Genomic DNA, 17,007 nt, shown 5'->3' with positions numbered 1-17,007 from the left:
GCCCCGCCGCGGATCCAATCCTGCGCCGCGCCGCGCGGGTAGCCTAGTGGCCTGAACGCCATACTCCCCAAGGATTCAGCCATGCGCAGCATCGCGGTTCTCGCCGTCCCCCCGGCCAAGGCCTTCGACCTCTCGATGCCCTCGACCCTGTTCGAGGACACCGTCATCGAAGGCCGGCCCGGCTACGACGTCACGGTCTGCACGCCCGAACCCGGCGTCATCGCGGCCTCCGGCGGCATCGGCATCGCCATCACCGCGGGACTCGAGGCCCTCGACACCGCCGACACGGTCGTCGTCCCCTCCACCGGCAGCCGCCACGACCCGCCCGAGGCCGTCCTCGACGCCCTGCGGGACGCGGCCGCGGCCGGGAAGCGGATCGCCTCGATCTGCTCCGGCGCGTTCGTCCTCGCCCGCGCCGGGCTCCTCGACGGCCGCCGCGCCACCACCCACTGGGCGCTCGCCGACGAGCTGCGCCGCGCCCGCCCGGCCGTCGACGTCGACCCGAACGTGCTCTTCGTCGACGACGGGCAGATCCTCACCGGCGCCGGCTCCGCCGCCGGGATCGACCTGTGCCTCCACCTCATCCGCATCGACTACGGCGCGGCGGCGGCGAACACGGCCGCCCGCGCCGCCGTCGTCACCCCCGTGCGCCAAGGCGGGCAGGCCCAGTTCGTCGACACGCCGCTGCCGCCCGACACCGGATCGCCCCTCGCCGAGGCCCGCGTCTGGGCCCTCGGGCGACTCGACCGCCCGATCTCCCTCGACGACCTGGCACGCGAAGCCCGCATGAGCGTGCGGACCCTCGCGCGCCGCTTCACCGCCGAGACCGGCATGACCCCGTTCCAGTGGCTCCTCCAGCAGCGGCTCCACCGCGCCCGCGAACTCCTCGAGGCCACCGACCTCACCGTCGACCAGGTCGCCCGGCGCAGCGGGTTCGGCTCCGCCGAATCGCTGCGCCAGCACATGACCCGCCGCCTCGGGCTCACACCGAGCGCCTACCGCGCCTCGTTCACCCGCTCCCCGGCGTGAACGCCGCCGCGCCGGGGCGGCGGGCCGTACACCGGGCGGTACTCGGCGAACTCGGTGGTGAACAGGGCGAGCCCCTCGGTGATGCCCGGGAGGCGGCGCTCGACGCCGTGGACCGCCTCGGTCGGCATGAAGCCCGACACGTACCCGGTGGTCTCGGTCGAGAACTGGCCCTTGATGTCCGCGCGCGCCTCGCCGAGCGCCTTCAGCACGGCGTTGCCCGTCCCCGCCGGGAACTCGACGTGGAAGCGGTTGACCGGCTCGCACACCACGGTGTCCGACTCCCTGAGCATCTCATCGAGCAGGAACATCGTCGTGTCGCGGAAGTGCGCGGCCGTGCTGGTGCGGCCGATGTACCCGGTCGCCGTCAGCCACACCCGGCAGTCGGTGACCGCCCAGCCGTACAGGCCCCGCCGCAGGTACGCGTGGACGCCCTCCTCGACCGCGTTCCGCAGCGCCCGCGTCAGCGAGCCGCGCTCCACCTCGAGCCCGTAGTGCAGGCCCGAACCCGGCTCGCCCGGCTCCAGGCGCAGCCCCACGGTCGCGACGTTCGACGTCTGCTGCCACGGGCCCATCTCGTGCAGGGCCGTGACCGTCCGAACCGGACGCTCGACGTGGATCGCGCGGGTCTCCTCGAACTCGACCCCGATGCCGAACTCCTCGTCGAGGAGCGAGGCCACGACCTCCTTCTGGACCTCGCCGTAGAGGCGCACCGCCATCTCCTCGGACAGCTCGTCCAGGTGCGGGTCGACCAGCGGGTCGCGCTCGGCGAGGCTCAGCAGCGCCCGGTTGAGCGGGACCCGGTCGTTCGGGTCGGCCGGGCGGACCACCGTCTCCAGCGTCGGCGGCGTGAACAGCCCGCCGCTCGCCAGGCCGTCCGGGGATCCGATCGCGTCACCGATCCGGATGTCGCCGAGGCCCTTCACCTTCGCGATCGAACCGGGCACGGCCTCGCCCAGGACGGTGGCCGTGCCGTGGTCGAAGACCTCCACGGACGTCACCTTGCCCTCGTGGGACTCGACCGCGCCGTACTCGCCGCGGCGGTACGCCGTCAGCACGTCCCGCGGCCCGATCCGGCCCGCGTGCAGGCGCACGTACGCGATCTTCTGGTTCGTGTGCTCGACCTTGAACACCAGCCCGCGCGCCTCAGCGTCCGGATCACCGTGGGGGACCGGCAGGTAGCGCCGGACGCCCTCGGTCAGCGCCGCGACCCCCGAGCCGGTGACGGCCGACCCGAAGTACACCGGGTGCACCGCGCCGGCGCGGACCTGCGCCGCCAGCTCCGATTCGTAGTCGAGCGCCTCGGGCCGTTCGAGGTAGGCCGCGAGGAAGTCGTCCGAACCGGCCGAGAGCAGATCTGCGGCCCGCTCGGCGAACGCGGGGTCGCCGAACCGGAACGGCACGGCCTCCGCCTCGGCGGAGCCGATCGCCCGCACCGTCCCCATCGGGAGCAGCCGCGGGCTGAGCATCGTCGCGAGGTCCTCCAGGAGGTCCGCCTCGCGGGCGCCGCGCCGGTCGATCTTGTTGACGAACAGGAGCGTCGGCACGCCGAGCCGCTCCAGCGTGCGGAACAGGACCCGCGTCTGGGCCTGCACGCCCTCGACCGCGGAGACCACCAGGACCGCGCCGTCGAGCACGCGCAGCGCCCGCTCCACCTCGGCGATGAAGTCGGTGTGGCCCGGCGTGTCGATGAGGTTGACGGTGACGCCGCCCAGTCGGAACGCGACGACGGCCGACTGGATCGTGATCCCGCGGCGGCGCTCCAACTCCATCGAGTCGGTCTGCGTGCTCCCGGAGTCGACGCTGCCGACCCGGTCGATGATGCCCGCGTTGAACAGCAGCCGCTCGGTCAGGCTGGTCTTACCGGCGTCGACGTGGGCGAGAATCCCGAGATTGAGAAAAGGCAATGATGGTCCTCAGAGAAGAGTTCGGCTGGAATCGCTGGGTGAACTCTGAAGTCCGGCGCATGTCGGACCCCTCTCTGACTCGTCTCGGAACCGTCTCACCGGCGACATTAGGGACGCCCGGCGGATCGCGCAACCGGTTTTCCGGCGTGGCGGCCCCGCGTTAGGCTCCGCACCATGGGCACGAGCGAGGACACCTTCCAGCGGGCGCTGACCGACGCCGACGTCGCCGCCGCCAACGGCCTGACCCGGCGCTGGCTCGCCGCCCGCCGCGAGATCCCTTCGGCCGCTTCCGGACTCGGCATCTGGCCCTTGATCGCGATCCTCGCCACCGGCGCGGTCGGCGAGACCCGCGACGAACTCCTCGCCGCCGCCGGCATCGGCGCCGACCGGGCCGCCGCGGTCCCCTCGGCACTCCTGGCCGCCGTCCGCGAGGCGCCCGCGCTGGGCGCGGCCATCGCCGTCTGGGCCGGCAGGCGCGTCACCCTCGACCCCGAGTGGACCGCCGGCCTCCCCGCCGGCGCCGTCGGCTCCCTCACCGGCGACCCCGCCGCCGACAAGGCCGCCCTCGACGACTGGGCCGCCCGCAGCACCCGCGGCCTGATCGACCGCATGCCCCTCGACTTCACGCAGCCCGTCGACCTCGTCCTCGCCGGCGCCCTCTCGGTCGCGACCACCTGGGCCGTGCCGTTCACCGACCACCGCCGCTCCTTCAAGACCGGCCCGTGGGCCGGGCTCGGCCAGGTCAGGGGCCTGTCCGCCACGCTCGGCGACGTCCTGCGCGTCGGCCCCGACGCCTCCGTGGTCACGCTCGCCGGCGACGGCGGCATCGACGTCCTCCTCGGCCTGGGTCGCGAGGACCTCGCCCCGCACGCCGTGATCGAGGCCCTCTTCGACGCCGCCGACCCCGGCTGGGGCCGCTCGGCGACCGACCTGCGGCCGGGGGAGCGGGCCGTCGGCGTCGAGGTCGCCGAGTACCAGTCGATGCGGCCGCAGACCGGCCCCGAGACCGCCGTCGACACCGTCCGCTTCCGCGTCACCGCCGACCTCGACCTCGCCGACGACGCCGCCGCGCTCGGCCTCGTCTCCGCCTCCGACCGCGACCGCGCCCGCTTCGACCGCCTTGCGGCCGAACCGGTCTTCGTCTCCCAGGCGAAGCAGACCTGCACGGCCGTCTTCAGCGCCACCGGATTCGAAGCCGCCGCCATCACCGCCATGGCCATGGCCCGCGCCGCCGGCGTCCCCAAGCTCAAGCACCGCCACGTCCAAGCCCGCATCACCTTCGACCGGCCCTTCGCCTACCTCGCCCGCCACCGACCCACCGGACTCGTGCTCGTCGCCGGGTGGGTCCGCGAACCGGAGACCGCATGACCCTCGCCCTGCAGGACGCCCTCTCGCCCGCCGACGTCGCCGCCGCCAACGCCCTCACCCGCCGCTGGTTCGCCGCCCGCGACGAGATCCCCTCGGCCGCTTCCGGACTCGGCATCTGGCCGCTGCTCGCGATGCTCTCGACCGGCGCGGTCGGCGAGACGCGCGACGAACTCCTCGCCGCCCTCGGCGTCGACGCCGACCGGGCCGCGGCCCTCCCTCGCGCCCTCTTCGACGGCGCTCCTGCCGACCGCTCCTCGTCCGCGCTGAACGTCGCCCTCGGCATCTGGGCCGGCCCGGGCGTCGTCCTCGACCCCGACTGGGCCGCGGGCCTCCCGTCCGGTTCGATCGGCTCCCTCACCGGCGACAACGCCGCCGACAAGGCCGCCCTCGACCGGTGGGCCTCGGACCGCACCGACGGCCTCATCGACGCCATGCCGATCGACCTCGACGCCCCCGTGCCGATCGAGCTCGTCCTCGCAAGCGCCCTGCTGGTCCGCACCGAGTGGCGCACCGCGTTCGAGGAGACGACGTTCACGCCCTTCGAACGCGGCCCCTGGAAGGACCTCGCACAGCCGCGCATCCTCCGCGCCACCTACCACGAGGACGTCCTGCGCATCAGCGACGACGCCACGGTCCTCACCGTCCGCGGCGGCGACGACGTCGACGTCCTCCTCGGACTCGGCCGCGACGACCTCGCCCCGCACGCGGTCGTGGACGCGCTCATCGACGCCGTCGACCCGGCGTGGGGCCGATCGGCCGCCGGGCTCGCACCGGGGGAGCGCGCGATCGGCGTCCACGCCTACGAGTACATGGGCTCCGCCCCGCAGACCGGTCCCGAGATCGGAGTCACCACGGCCGCGTTCGACGTGTCCGACGACCTCGACCTGATCCGCGACGCTCCCGCGCTGGGCCTCGTCCGGGCGAGCGACCGGTACGGTGCGCAGTTCGACCGGCTCACCGCCAGGAAGCTCTACGTCAGCCAGGCCAGGCAGTCGTGCACCGCCCGGTTCGGCGCCACCGGATTCGAAGCGGCGGCCGTCACCGCGATCGGCATGGCGCTCTTCGGCTCGGCGCCGCCGATGACCCAGTACCCGCACGTCCGCACCGACGTGGTCTTCGACCGGCCCTTCGCCTATCTCGCCGTCCACCGCCCCACCGGCCTGGTGCTCGTCGCCGGGTGGATCGCGGCCCCCGCGCTCGCCGCCTGACCCGCGCCGGTCAGGGCAGCTCCCAGCCGAGCTGCGGAAAGGCCATCGCCACGCCCGCGTACAGCGAGGCGGCCGGCGTGAGGACGACGTACAGGACCGCGAGGGGCTTGAGCGGGCCGAACCAGCGGGCGACGAAGCGGGCGCCCTGCCCGAAGTCGGGGGCGTCGCGGGACTCGTCGTCGCCGCCGGAGTTCACGACGCCGGCGGCGAACAGCAGGACCGCGACGGCGAACCACCAGGGGCGGCCGTCGAGACCGAGCAGGCCGACCCCGACCAGGGGCACGAACTCGAGGATGCCCGCCTCGAACTTCGGGTGCCTGCCGCGGATCGCCGCCGGGAAGGTCACCGCCATGGTCGCGCCCATGCCCGCGAACACCGTCCCGAAGGGACCGAAACCGGAGTGCCAGGCCGCGAACGCGGTCGCCGCGATGGCCGCCGCGGACAGGACGAACGGCAGCGGGCCCTTGGCGTAGTAGTCGTCCTCGATCCGGCCGGCGACGGCGGTGAGGACCAGCATCGCCGCGGCCGCCACCAGCAGGCCGAGGTAGGTCTGGGCGACGGTCCCGATCCAGAAGCCGAGCCCGGCGGCGACGGTGTAGGTGACGAGCGCGTCGAGGCCGGCGCCCTTCTGGCGCGGCTCGGCGCCGTCCCAGGTCAGGTTCCAGCCCTGCGCGACCATGGCGATGAGGAGCACCCAGGCGCCCGTGACGACCGGCAGCAGCGTCGCGGCGTGCTCCGCCGCGAAGCCCCGCAGCGGGAGCGGCGCGAGGATCGCCTCGGGGGCGGTCATCGCTCCGGCGACGGCGAGGGCGCACGCGAGCGGCAGGCGGATGTTGCGGACGGCCTCGAGCGGATGGCGGGCCACGTCGAGCCAGTTCCACGCCGCGGGCGCGCGCCGCTCGGACCGCTCGCCCGCCGCCGGCCCGGACACGATGGTCGCGATGATCGAGGCCATGCCCGCCAGCACCGCCCCGGTGGCGGCGATCGCGAGCGCGGCCGGACCGGTGAGCAGGTTGACCACGGACCCGGCGAAGGTCGCGCACATCGTGAGCGTGCCGACGGCGACGGCGGCGACGAGGATCGGGCGGCGGCCGCGGAGCTCGGCCGGTCGGGGGTCGTCCATCACCATTCCAAGGGGGCTCGTCGGAGGGGCGGGTTGCCGGAGCACACCGGGCTCGGGAGCACCGGCGCCGGGGCGGCGCGACGGACGCCGACCCGGCGACCGGCTTCGACGGTGCCATCCGCGAACGCGTCGCGTGCACGATATCGGGTCACCAGCACACGATGGGGACGACCGCCACGGCACCGTCATCGATCGGTCATCGACGGACGCGGCACGAGGCCCGGTGCCGACCCCGCACCCGTCGCCGGTCACCTCCGTCCTAGTCCAGCGGCGCCGAGTGCCAGGCCCAGTCCGGGCCGCGCCGCTCGAACCCCTCCAGTTCGCCTCTCCCGGTGGCCCACAGCAGGGTCCGCCACGGGTCCGTGTCGAGCGGCGCCTCCGGGAACAGCCGCGCCAGCCCCTTCGCCGCCAGGTCCTCCGGCGCCTCGAACGCGACCCCGAGCCCCTGCGTCAGGTCGAAGGCGTGCACGAGCGTCTCCACGACCCCCATCGCGGCGAACCCCTCCGGGTCCGCCACGCCCCAGACGTGCCAGGAGCGCTCGGCCGGCGCCCGCGCATCCACAGTGGCCGCGACCAGGCCGCCCATCATCGTCAGCACCTCGACGCCCGCCTCCGGGCCCTCGCTCCGGTCGTACGCGATCGGCAGCGGCAGCTCGCCCGGCCGGTCCCACACGATCGTGGGCCGCCCCGGCATCCACGGGATCGGCGGCGCGAGCCGCAGCGCGTACGAGAACAGCGCGTTGTGCAAGTGCTCCAACGCATCCCAGCAGCTCATCTCCATGGGACCGGCCTGGTCGTCCCAGGCCCGCGCGTCGCCCTCCCGGAGCGCGACCGCGGTGAGCGCCACCGCCTCCAGGACGTCCTCACCGGTTACGGGGGTTCGTGATGACATGCCCGGAGGGTAACCCTTCCAAGGCATCGACGAAACCCGAAGTCTTGGCGGCCCGCCGGCCTCGCCGGCCGGGCCGGAACGCGCACCTCAGTCGAGGCGCCGCGCCTCCGGGTCGGCGCCCTGCGCGGCCCGGCCGCCGTCGACCGGGACCACCGCGCCGGACACGAACGACGCGCGGTCCGACAGCAGGTACGCCACCACGTCGGCCGCCTCCTCGGCCCGCCCCGGCCGGCCGAGCGGATGCAGCTCCCGCATGGCCCGGTCCGAGGCCGCGCGTTCGGCCTCGGTGGCCTCTTCCAGCATCGACGCCATGCGTTCGGTCCGGATCGAGCCGAGCGCGACCGCGTTGACGCGGATCCCCCAGGGCCCGTAGTCGACCGCGAGCGCCCGGGTCAGGCCCTCGACCGCGGCCTTCGCCGTGGCGTAGGGCAGGGCCCCGCCGACGGCCCGCTGCGCCTGGTGCGACGAGACGTTGACGATCGCGCCCGCGGTGCCCGCGGCCCGGAACGACGCGACCGCGGCGGCCGACCCGGCCAGGCACGGCCGGAGGTTCGCCCCGATCAGGTCGGCGACCGGCCCGCCGCCGTCCTCGTGCAGCCACGCGTCGCGGAACACCGCCGCGTTGTTGTCCCACCCGGTGAGCGTCCCGATCTCGGCGGCCCGCTCCGCTGCCCGCGCCGCGACCTCGTCCCGGCCCGCGTCGCCCACGACCGCGCGGGCCCGTCCCGAGGCGGCGAACGGCCGCAGCCAGGCCACCGCCTCCTCGCGCAGTTCCACGACCACCACGCCGGTGCCGTCGGCCAGCAGCCGCTCGGCGATCGCGCGGCCCACACCCTGCCCGCCGCCGGTCACGACGACGACCCCACTGTTCGCCTCCATCAGCGATCCTCCCGAGACTGCCTGCAGCGACCAGGAAGCGTAACCCCGCAGGGGCCGCCGTCAAACCCGGAACGCTCATTCGCCTTGCCACGCATGCCAGAGGCCGGCGTACACCCCGCCCGCGGCGAGCAGCTCCTCGTGCGTGCCCGCCTCGGCGATCCGGCCGCGCTCCACGACCGCGATCCGGTCGGCCGACCGCGCCGCCTGGAGCTGGTGGGCGATCGCGACGACCGTGCGGCCCGCGAGGGCCGCGGCCAGCGCGGCCTCGACGTTCCCCGCGCTGGCGGGGTCGATGCCGGCGGTGGCCTCGTCGAGGATGACGATGTCGGGGTCGGCGATGACGACGCGGGCGAGCGCGATCTGCTGCGCCTCCGCGGTGGTGAGCTTGCGGTGCTCGTCGCCGAGCATCGTGTCGAGTCCCTCGTCGAGGGCCCAGCGGGCGTCGACGCGGCGCAGCGCGTCCCGCAGCCGGTCGTCGCCGGCGTCGGGCGCGGCCAGGATCAGGTTGTCCCGCAGGGACGCCGAGAACACGTAGTGCTCCTGCGTCACGAGGACGACGTGCCGCCGCAGCTCCTCGACGCCGATGTCGTACACGGGCACGCCGCCGAGGGTCGCGGTCCCCGAGCGGGGCTTGTCGATGCCGGCGAGGAGCCTGGCGATCGTGGACTTCCCGGCCCCGGAGGGTCCGACCACGACGAGCCGCTCGCCGGGCGCGGGGTGGAGGCTGAGGCCGTGGAGGACGTCGGGGCCGTCGCCGTACCCGAACGTCACGCCGTCCAGGCGCAGGTCCGATCCCCGCGGTGCGGCCCGCCTCGGCTCCTCCGGGATCAGGTTGACCCCTTCGATGCGCGCGAGCGCGGCCGCGCCCTGCTGGAACTCGCCGAGCTGGGTCATGACCCCGTTGGTGGGGTTGGCGATCCGCACCGTGACGGTGATGGCGGCGATCGCGGTGCCGAGGGTGAGCCCGCCCTGGAAGTACCAGATCCCGGCGGCGAGCGTGACGATGACGAGCTGGCCGCGGTTGATCATGAGCAGGATCGTGAAGAAGTCCGTCTGGAGCCCGACCACCCGCAGCATCCGGTCCATCATGGACTGACCGCGGCGGTAGCCGAGCTCGCGCCGCTCCTCCTGCATCGCCAGGGACTCCACGGTCCTCGCGCCCGCGCCGGAGGCGCTGATCGTCTCGGCCGCCTCGCTCATGGCCGCCCGCTGCTCCAGGAACGCCGGGGCCGCCCGCCGCAGGTAGCGGCGCGCGCTCAGGTACAGCGGCGGCACCGTCACCAGCGCCACGAGCCCGAGGACCGGGCTGGCGACGAACGTGGCGATGTACAGCACGACCACCTCGATGACGAGGGTCGCGACCGAGGGCCCGTTGTCGCGCAGCATGTCCGCGACGACGTTGACGTCGGACGAGGTCCGGGTGCCGAGGTCCCCGCGCCCGGCCCGCTCGACCTGTCCGAGCGGCAGCGACAGGACCCGCTCCACGACCGATTCGCGCAGCCGCGCGGCGGCGCGCTCGCCGAACCGGTACCCGGCGAGGCGCCCGAGCCGGCTGAGCACGAACTGGACGCACACGCACCCCAGGATCACCGCGCACACGAGGTTCACCTGCCCGGTGCTCCAGCCCGCCCCGATGCCGTCGACGACCTTCCCGAGGAGGATCGGCACGGACACGCTGAACGCGGCCGCGAACAGGTACAGCAGCAGGACGGCCGAGGCGCGCCGCGGGTCGGCCGCGAGCAGCCGCCCCACGGCCCTGCGGACCGCGGCGGGCTCCGCGACCGGCAGCCGGCCCTGCACCGGGGCGGTTTCGATGGTGCTCATGCGTCCTTCTCTTTCGACGGGCCGGGTCAGTCGGCGCTGTGGGAGGCGAGTCGGCGGTAGTCGGCTTCGGCCAGGAGGTCGGCGTGGGTCCCGACCGCGTGGACCTTCCCCTCCACCATCCACACGGCCCGGTCGGCGTGCGCGAGCCACAGCGGCGAGGTCGTGACCACGAGCGTCGCCCGTCCGGCCCGGAACCCGGCGACCCTCGCGGCGATGAGCGACTCGGTGTGGGCGTCGACGGCCGAGGTCGGCTCGACGGCCAGCAGCGTCTCCGGTCGCGCCGCGAGCGCCCTGGCCAGGCGCAGCCGCTGCCGCTGCCCTCCCGAGAGGTTCCGGCCGCCCTCCTCGACCACGAGGTCCATGCCCTGCGAGGCGACGTCGTCGGCGCACGCGGCCTCGATCGCCTGGTGCGCTTCGGCTTCGGGGACGCGCATCGTCTCGGCGAGCGTCCCGGTGAACAGGTGGTCCTCGTCGGTGAGCAGCATGATCCGCGACCGCACCTCGTCGAGCGCGTACTCGTCGAGGGGCCGGCCGCCCCAGACCGCCTCCGAGTCGCGGTAGCGCGCGAGCCGCTCGCACGCCTCGGCCGCGGGCGCGGTCTCGGCGGTCACGACCACGGTGAGGCCCGAGACCGGGACGGCCAGGCCCGATTCGGGGTCGCGCAGCTCGCCGCCCCCGCCCCGCGCGGTGCCGGCGTCGGCGAGGTCCGGCTCGATCCGCAGGACCCGCACGATCCGCTTGGCCGCCACCCACGCCGCGACGAGGTACTGCGAGGTGCCGATGAAGTTGCCCGAGACCGCGATGAAGATCGTCGCGAAGCTGAACGCCGCGGCCAGCCCGCCGATGGTGATCGCCCCGCCGGCGGCCAGGAGCGCGCCCACCCAGGTGATGATCGCGACGAACACGATCGGCATCGAGTGCCGCAGCGCGTAGATCCACGAGCTCGCGCCCGCGACCTCGTACCCCTTGCGGCGCAGCACGTCCGAGCGCTCCCGGTACCGGGCGGCGAAGAGCAGGTCGCCGCCGATGCCGCGCAGGACCCGCAGGCCCCCGACGATGTCGGCGGCGTGCGCGGAGAGGTCGCCGATGCGGGCCCGGTAGTCCGACTGGCGCGACTGGAGCCGCCCGAGCAGCGGCCCCGCGATGATCGCCGTGACCATGCTGCCGCTGACGATGACGACGCCCAGCAGCGGGTGGATCGACCACACCAGTGCCGAGCCGACCAGGAACATCACGAGCGTGTTGAAGAAGAACCCGGCGTCGCTGACCGCCCGGGCCGCGCGCCGGGCGTCCTCGCTCGGCAGGTTGAGCAGCTCGCCGGCGGAGACCCGGTCGCGCACGGCCGCACCGGAGCGGTTGAGCCGGTCGGTCAGGTCCCGCACCAGCGCGCGCTGGTTGCGCGCCTCGACCGTGGAGAACTGCCGGAACCCGTTGGCCCACAGGATGGGCTGGATGACGACCAGGGCGGCGGCCGCCGCGAGCCAGATCGCGAAGTCGCGGGTCGAGCGGGCGATGAGCCCTTCGTCGATGACCTTCCCGACGATCCAGAGCTGCGGCATCGAGGTGCACGACGCGCCCGCGTAGAAGAGGAAGCCGAGCACCAGCCGCGTCCGGTTCGGTCGCGCCTGCCGGAGGAACAGCCGCATCGGTGTGAGCGGCCGGGGTTCAGGGGGCATGGGACGCAAGCTTACCTGCCGACCGGCAGTGCGGCATCCGCCGAGCGGCACGCCCGAAACGGTGCATTCCTCCACTCGAGTGCGCACCTGTTCCAACCTGCGGTGATCCCGTTTGGGACCGAGGCGTCCGGGAAACTCCCCTGTCCAACATCGACTGCCGATGTGGAGGGAGTGGTCATGCCTTACGTAGCGACGCGGCACAATTCGCTGATCGCGCACGTCATCTCGATCGTGTTCGGGCTCATCGCCCTGATCATCCTGCTGCACCTCGCCTTCGTGCTGCTCGAAGCCAACGCCGGCAATCCCCTGGTCGCGTTCATCGCGGACTTGGCGAACTGGTTCTCCTGGCTGTTCCGGGACATGTTCACCATCGACGACCCGAAGGTGAGAGCCGTCGTCAACTACGGTCTCGCCGCTCTGGTGTACCTGTTGATCGGCGGTGTCCTGACGGGCTTCGGCCGCCGCTGGAGGGCGGCGGACTAGCGCGGAGCGCGGAGCAAGGGCCCGGTCGCGCCGCGGCCGGGCCCGACCGCGTGTCGGTGCCCTGCCATAAGGTCGAGGCCATGAGCGTGAACTGGCGTGAAGCCGTCCTCGGGCAGCTCGAGTTCTACTGGGACTTCCACCTGCGTCCCCGGCTCGAGGGCCTGACCGACGAGGAGTACCTCTGGGAGCCGGTCGACGGCTGCTGGACCCTGCGTCCCGACGAGTCGGGCGCGCTGGTGATGGACGAGGCGGACCCGGCGCCCGTTCCGCCGCCGGTCACCACCATCGCCTGGCGGATGATCCACGTCGCCCGCGACGTCCTCGGCATCCGCGCCCGCGCCTACTTCGGACCCCACGAGGGCCTCGAGGACGCCGGCATGTTCGACCGCCGCCTGTGGCCCGAACCGCTCCCCGCCACCGCCGGCGAGGCGATCGCCACCCTCGAACGCTCCTACCGGCACTGGCACGGCGCCGTCGCCGCCCTCAGCGACGAGGCCTTCGAAGCCCCCTTGGGCCCCAAGGGAGGACCGTTCGCGAAGGACTCCATGGGCGCGCTGCTCCTCCACCTCAACCGCGAGACCATGGCCCACGGCGCCGAGATCTGCCTGCTCCGAGACCTCTACCGGGCGAGGTTCTAGGGGCTGGGCCTGCCGGGCGCGTCCCCGGCGATCGCCAGGACCTCGCGACGTGGACGCCGCTCGGCCGAGCCCCGCGGGCGACACTCGAGGGGCCCGGCCGCGATACGGCCGGGCCCCTCGTCGCCGACCTAGTCGGCGTCGCGCATCCGCAGGAGCTTGCGCGCCTCGACCGTGGTGATCGCCGGGCGCTGGGCCAGCGCCGCGGCCTCGGCGGCGCGCGCGACCAGCTCGTCGTTGCCCGTGACCGGCCGGCGCCGCGCGAAGGACACGGTGTCCTCCATGCCGACCCGCAGGTGCCCGCCGTGCGCGAGCGACGCGAACATGACCGGCAGGGTCGTCCTCCCGATGCCCGTGGCGGAGAACGTGGTCCCCGAGGGCAGGTACCGGCGGACGCCTTCGGCGAACGCGGTCACCGTGGACGCGTCGCCCGCGGCCCCGCCGGGGACGCCGAGCACGAAGTCGACGTGCACGTGCTCGCCGAACGGCAGGCCGTGCTGGTCGAGCAGCCGCTCCAGCGCCGCGAGGTGCCCGAGGTCGAACAGCTCGTACTCGGGCACGACCGCGAGCTCCCGCATCCGCTCGTGCAGCCGCACCACGAACTCCCAGCGGTTGGTGAACACGTCGTCGCCGAAGTTCACGGTGCCCATCGTGCAGGAGGCCATGTCCGGTTCGGCGTCGAGGACCGCGAGGCGGGCCGCCTCGCCGTCGCGCACCGATCCGCCCGTCGAGAGCTGCACGATCAGGTCCGTCGACTCCCGAAGGGCCGCAACGGCATCGCGCAGTCGAACCGGGTCGAGCGTCGGCTTGGCGGCGTCGTCGCGCAGGTGCACGTGGATGATCGAGGCGCCCGCCTGCTCGCATTTCACCGCGGTCGCCACCAGCTCGTCGAGCGTCACCGGGAGCGCCGGGACCGCGGCCTTGTCGACCTCGGCCCCGGTGGGCGCCACCGTGATGAGCGTCCCGGTCATCCGACCTCCGCGTCCTGGCGGGCCGCGGCCTCCCGGGACTTGACCGCGGCCGCGTTCCCGGCCTCCCGGGCCTGGACCGGCGGGTGCATGTTCCGCCACCACTCCTGCCCGGCCTTCGGCAGCGTGTCGATCGGGTCGTAGAACGGGTACCGGCGCGTCAGCGCGTCCGGGTCGTCGGCCTCCAGCGAGGTCCGGTAGTTCTTCGTCCAATACGAGATCCCCAGCTCCCGGTCGTACTCGGAGAGCTGGTGGACCCACCGCTTGCCGACCATCGGGACGTCGCAGATGATCCGCGGGGTCGCGTACCCGGGCAGGTAGCCCATGATCGCGGTCTGGAGGTCCTGCGCCTGCGCGACCGAGGTCCGCCAGTGCTCGGCGTTGGGGATCATGTCGCACATGTAGAAGTAGTACGGCAGGATGTTCGCCTCGCCCTGGAGCGCGAAGCACAGGTCGAGCAGGTCGGCCTGGGTGTCGTTGACGCCGCGCATGAGCACGCCCTGGTTGCGCACGTCGCGCACGCCAGCGTCGAGCATCGCGGCCGCGGCCCTCGCCACCGCCGGGGTCACCGAGTTGACGTGGTTGACGTGCGTGTGGATCGCGAGGTTCACGCCCCGGTCGGCGGCGGTCTTGGCGATGCGCCCCATCCCGTCGACGATCTCGTCCTGGAGCCAGTGCTGCGGCAGGCCCATGAGCGCCTTCGTGGCCAGGCGGATGTCGCGGATCGTCTCCACTTCCAGGAGCCGCTCCAGGAACGACTCGAGCTGGCGCCACGGCAGGTTCGCCACGTCGCCGCCGGAGACGACCACGTCCCGTACGCCCGGGTGCTTCTGGAGGTAGTCGAGGATCGCCGTCTGCCGGTCGACCGGCTTCAGGGCGAGCCGCCGCTTGTCGACCGTGGGGGTGGAGTTGCCGACGAGGTCCATGCGGGTGCAGTGTCCGCAGTACTGGGGGCAGGTCGAGAGCAGCTCGGCGAGGACCTTGGTGGGGTAGCGGTGGGTCAGGCCCTCGACCGCCCACATGTCGTGCTCGTGCAGGGAGTCGCGGGTCGCGAAGGGGTGGGAGGGCCAGTCGGGGTGCCGATCGGAGGCGACCGGGAGCATGTAGCGGCGGACCGGGTCGGCGTAGAACGCATCGGTCCACGAGCCCGCGCCGGTCTCCTCGACCGCGGGGACCATCGTGTTGAGCATCTGCGGGGGCAGCAGCATCGACATCGTCGCCGACTGCGCGACGTCGGCCTCCAGGTCCTCGTAGAACGAGTCGTGGAGCCGGTCGCCCAGGACCGCGCGAAGCTGCTTCACGTTCTTGACGCAGTGCGCGCGCTGCCACTGCGCCGAAGCCCAGTCGGCCTCCGTCACGTCCGCCCAGCCGGGGAACCGCGTCCAGTCCGGCTCGACCAGCCGGCGGCGCCGGTACTGGTACGGCTGCTCGATCACTACGGGCGCTGTCGCCTCGTATGGTCGATCGGCCACGTTCTCACCTCCATGTCCGGGATGTTCGGCCCGGAGAGACGTCGCAGACGGGGGTAGACCGCCTTGTGACGAGGATAACCTTCCGTTACAGTTGCTCGCTAGGTCTCGCATATTGAGATTCGATCAACTCCTTGTTTTCAGCCACAACAGAGCGAAGAAGGGCGGCAACGATGTCGACAGGCTCACCCGTCGGATCGCACCGAGTCGTCAGCCCCGCCGGAGCGCTGCCACAAGCGGCCGACCGGCTCGACCCCGACCCCGAGATCGCCGACGACGAGGTCCGCATCAGCGTCGAGCGCCTCAACCTCGACGCCGCCTCCTACCGGCAGCTCCACGGCAAGCACGGCGGCGACGGCGACGCCGTCCGCGCCGAGGTCCTCGCCATCATCGAAGCCCGCGGCAAGATGCAGAACCCCGTCACCGGCTCCGGCGGCATGCTCATCGGCACCGTCGACGCCGTCGGCCCCCGCTCCCCGCTCGGCCTCAAGACCGGCCAGAAGGTCGCCACCCTCGTCTCCCTCACCCTCACCCCGCTGCGCATCACCGACGGCCTGGCCCGCTGGGACGGCCTGTCCGAGCAGGTCCCCGCCGCCGGAACCGCCATCCTCTTCGGCCGCTCCATCGCCGCCCCCCTCCCCGACGACCTCCCCGAACACCTCGCCCTCGCCGTCTTCGACGTCTGCGGCGCCCCCGCCCTCGTCCGCCGCGTCGTCTCCCGCCGCTACCACTCCGCACCCACCGTCGCCGTCCTCGGCGCCGCCGGCAAGTCCGGGTCCCTCTCCCTCGCCGCCGCCAAGGACGCCCGCGCCGCGACCGTCCTCGCCGTCGTCCGCGACGAGATCGAAGCCGCCCAGATGCGGCGCCTCGGCCTCGCCGACGCGATCGCCGTCGCCGACGCCACCGACCCCCTCGGCCTCGCCGAAGCGGTGAACGAGGCGCTCGGCGGCCGCGGCGCCGACGTCACCGTCGTCTGCGTCGACGTCCCCGGCTGCGAACACGGCGCCATCCTCGCCACCGCCACCGGCGGCACCGTCGTCTTCTTCTCCATGGCCACCTCCTTCCCGCAGGCCGCCCTCGGCGCCGAAGGACTCGCCGCCGACGTCGAGATGCTCATCGGCAACGGCTACGTCCCCGGCCACGCCGACTACGCGCTCCACCTCATGAACGCCCACCCGCGCCTCAAAGAGCTGTTCACCGCCCGCATCGGAGGAGTGCACGCATGACCACCCCGCTCATGCCCCTCGACGCCGACCTCGTCGCCCGCGCCCGCCGCCTCGCCGCCACCGCCGCCCAGCCCGTCGTGGACCTCGCACGCAGCCACACCACCGTCTCCGTCGAACGCGCCACCCTCCGCCTCGCCGGACTCACCGGCGCCGACCCCGACGGCATCCCCTGGGTCAACCGACTCGCCGACGCCGTCCGCGACCAGGTCGGCATCGAGCACGGCATCACCCTCCCGGTCTTCCACGCGCTCAAGGACTTCCCCGACCTCGAACGCCTCGCCCACGCGGCCGCCGCGGGCGGCGCCCGCTTCGCGCTGCCCGCC

15 protein-coding genes are annotated in these 17,007 nt (G+C 73.5%); 7 read left to right on the top strand and 8 right to left on the bottom strand.

Annotated features, from left to right (window positions below; all coding sequences use genetic code 11):
* The first annotated feature begins 81 nt into the window (after positions 1-81).
* Positions 82-1,029: a GlxA family transcriptional regulator gene (locus GFD30_RS18750; protein ID WP_153026720.1), complete on the top strand. Its 948-nt coding sequence runs from the start codon at positions 82-84 to the stop codon at positions 1,027-1,029.
* Here GFD30_RS18750 and GFD30_RS18745 read toward each other — a convergent pair.
* The gene (locus GFD30_RS18745) at positions 996-2,933 is read right to left on the bottom strand and encodes an elongation factor G (RefSeq protein WP_153026719.1); all 1,938 of its coding nucleotides are present in this window, start codon (positions 2,931-2,933) and stop codon (positions 996-998) included. The genes GFD30_RS18750 and GFD30_RS18745 overlap by 34 nt on opposite strands.
* Before the next feature lie 174 nt (positions 2,934-3,107).
* On the opposite strand from GFD30_RS18745, the gene GFD30_RS18740 reads away from it, so the two are divergent.
* Both GFD30_RS18740 and GFD30_RS18735 read left to right on the top strand, forming a co-directional pair.
* Entirely contained in the window at positions 3,108-4,301 is a 1,194-nt protein-coding gene (locus tag GFD30_RS18740) for a serpin family protein (RefSeq protein ID WP_153026718.1), read from the top strand.
* Positions 4,298-5,509, top strand: a complete 1,212-nt coding sequence (locus tag GFD30_RS18735) for a serpin family protein (RefSeq protein WP_153026717.1) — start codon at positions 4,298-4,300, stop codon at positions 5,507-5,509. Before GFD30_RS18740 ends, GFD30_RS18735 begins: the two co-directional genes overlap by 4 nt.
* Positions 5,510-5,519: 10 nt before the next feature.
* Here GFD30_RS18735 and GFD30_RS18730 read toward each other — a convergent pair whose 3' ends face one another.
* From GFD30_RS18730 to GFD30_RS18710, 5 genes are all read right to left on the bottom strand, one after another.
* Positions 5,520-6,632, bottom strand: coding sequence for a hypothetical protein (locus tag GFD30_RS18730; RefSeq protein ID WP_153026716.1), 1,113 nt, complete (start codon positions 6,630-6,632; stop codon positions 5,520-5,522).
* Between the two features lie 259 nt (positions 6,633-6,891).
* Positions 6,892-7,524, bottom strand: a complete 633-nt coding sequence (locus GFD30_RS18725) for a hypothetical protein (RefSeq protein ID WP_153026715.1) — start codon at positions 7,522-7,524, stop codon at positions 6,892-6,894.
* A gap of 87 nt (positions 7,525-7,611) precedes the next feature.
* Positions 7,612-8,403, bottom strand: coding sequence for an SDR family NAD(P)-dependent oxidoreductase (locus GFD30_RS18720; RefSeq protein ID WP_153026714.1), 792 nt, complete (start codon positions 8,401-8,403; stop codon positions 7,612-7,614).
* 75 nt (positions 8,404-8,478) lie between these two features.
* Positions 8,479-10,227, bottom strand: a complete 1,749-nt coding sequence (locus GFD30_RS18715; protein WP_153026713.1) for an ABC transporter ATP-binding protein — start codon at positions 10,225-10,227, stop codon at positions 8,479-8,481.
* Between the two features lie 26 nt (positions 10,228-10,253).
* Positions 10,254-11,903 carry an ABC transporter transmembrane domain-containing protein gene (locus GFD30_RS18710; RefSeq protein WP_153026712.1) on the bottom strand — a complete coding sequence of 550 codons (1,650 nt, stop codon included), beginning with the start codon at positions 11,901-11,903 and terminating at the stop codon, positions 10,254-10,256.
* 177 nt (positions 11,904-12,080) lie between these two features.
* On the opposite strand from GFD30_RS18710, the gene GFD30_RS18705 reads away from it, so the two are divergent.
* Both GFD30_RS18705 and GFD30_RS18700 read left to right on the top strand, forming a co-directional pair.
* On the top strand, positions 12,081-12,386 hold the full coding sequence (locus GFD30_RS18705; RefSeq protein ID WP_153026711.1) for a hypothetical protein: 306 nt from the start codon (positions 12,081-12,083) through the stop codon (positions 12,384-12,386).
* A gap of 80 nt (positions 12,387-12,466) precedes the next feature.
* Entirely contained in the window at positions 12,467-13,024 is a 558-nt protein-coding gene (locus tag GFD30_RS18700) for a DinB family protein (RefSeq protein WP_153026710.1), read from the top strand.
* 128 nt (positions 13,025-13,152) lie between these two features.
* Here the strand turns inward: GFD30_RS18700 and GFD30_RS18695 are convergent, their stop codons facing one another.
* On the bottom strand, positions 13,153-13,992 hold the full coding sequence (locus tag GFD30_RS18695) for a BKACE family enzyme (RefSeq protein WP_153026709.1): 840 nt from the start codon (positions 13,990-13,992) through the stop codon (positions 13,153-13,155).
* Positions 13,989-15,461: a KamA family radical SAM protein gene (locus GFD30_RS18690; RefSeq protein ID WP_322633394.1), complete on the bottom strand. Its 1,473-nt coding sequence runs from the start codon at positions 15,459-15,461 to the stop codon at positions 13,989-13,991. Before GFD30_RS18690 ends, GFD30_RS18695 begins: the two co-directional genes overlap by 4 nt.
* 170 nt (positions 15,462-15,631) lie before the next feature.
* Between GFD30_RS18690 and kdd the strand changes: the two genes are divergently transcribed.
* Positions 15,632-16,684, top strand: coding sequence for an L-erythro-3,5-diaminohexanoate dehydrogenase (kdd, locus tag GFD30_RS18685; RefSeq protein WP_153026708.1), 1,053 nt, complete (start codon positions 15,632-15,634; stop codon positions 16,682-16,684).
* Positions 16,681-17,007 (top strand): lysine 5,6-aminomutase subunit alpha TIM-barrel domain-containing protein (locus GFD30_RS18680; protein WP_322633393.1); only part of this gene is annotated, 327 nt, incomplete at its 3' end. The genes kdd and GFD30_RS18680, both read left to right, overlap by 4 nt.

It is taken from the genome of Glycomyces albidus (genome assembly GCF_009451885.1).
Classification (GTDB): Bacteria; Actinomycetota; Actinomycetes; order Mycobacteriales; family Micromonosporaceae; genus Glycomyces; species Glycomyces albidus.
Note: the sequence above shows the minus strand (reverse complement) of the source record. Positions and strands in the feature narration are given on the sequence as shown.

What these genes read in the sequence shown, in the direction of transcription:
- GFD30_RS18750 (WP_153026720.1), top strand. Translation starts at nt 82, where the DNA reads ATGCGCAGCATCGCGGTTCTCGCCGTCCCCCCGGCCAAGGCCTTCGAC.
- GFD30_RS18740 (WP_153026718.1), top strand. Translation starts at nt 3,108, where the DNA reads ATGGGCACGAGCGAGGACACCTTCCAGCGGGCGCTGACCGACGCCGAC.
- GFD30_RS18735 (WP_153026717.1), top strand. Translation starts at nt 4,298, where the DNA reads ATGACCCTCGCCCTGCAGGACGCCCTCTCGCCCGCCGACGTCGCCGCC.
- GFD30_RS18730 (WP_153026716.1), bottom strand. Translation starts at nt 6,632, where the DNA reads ATGGACGACCCCCGACCGGCCGAGCTCCGCGGCCGCCGCCCGATCCTC.
- GFD30_RS18725 (WP_153026715.1), bottom strand. Translation starts at nt 7,524, where the DNA reads ATGTCATCACGAACCCCCGTAACCGGTGAGGACGTCCTGGAGGCGGTG.
- GFD30_RS18720 (WP_153026714.1), bottom strand. Translation starts at nt 8,403, where the DNA reads ATGGAGGCGAACAGTGGGGTCGTCGTCGTGACCGGCGGCGGGCAGGGT.
- GFD30_RS18715 (WP_153026713.1), bottom strand. Translation starts at nt 10,227, where the DNA reads ATGAGCACCATCGAAACCGCCCCGGTGCAGGGCCGGCTGCCGGTCGCG.
- GFD30_RS18710 (WP_153026712.1), bottom strand. Translation starts at nt 11,903, where the DNA reads ATGCCCCCTGAACCCCGGCCGCTCACACCGATGCGGCTGTTCCTCCGG.
- GFD30_RS18705 (WP_153026711.1), top strand. Translation starts at nt 12,081, where the DNA reads ATGCCTTACGTAGCGACGCGGCACAATTCGCTGATCGCGCACGTCATC.
- GFD30_RS18700 (WP_153026710.1), top strand. Translation starts at nt 12,467, where the DNA reads ATGAGCGTGAACTGGCGTGAAGCCGTCCTCGGGCAGCTCGAGTTCTAC.
- GFD30_RS18695 (WP_153026709.1), bottom strand. Translation starts at nt 13,992, where the DNA reads ATGACCGGGACGCTCATCACGGTGGCGCCCACCGGGGCCGAGGTCGAC.
- kdd (WP_153026708.1), top strand. Translation starts at nt 15,632, where the DNA reads ATGTCGACAGGCTCACCCGTCGGATCGCACCGAGTCGTCAGCCCCGCC.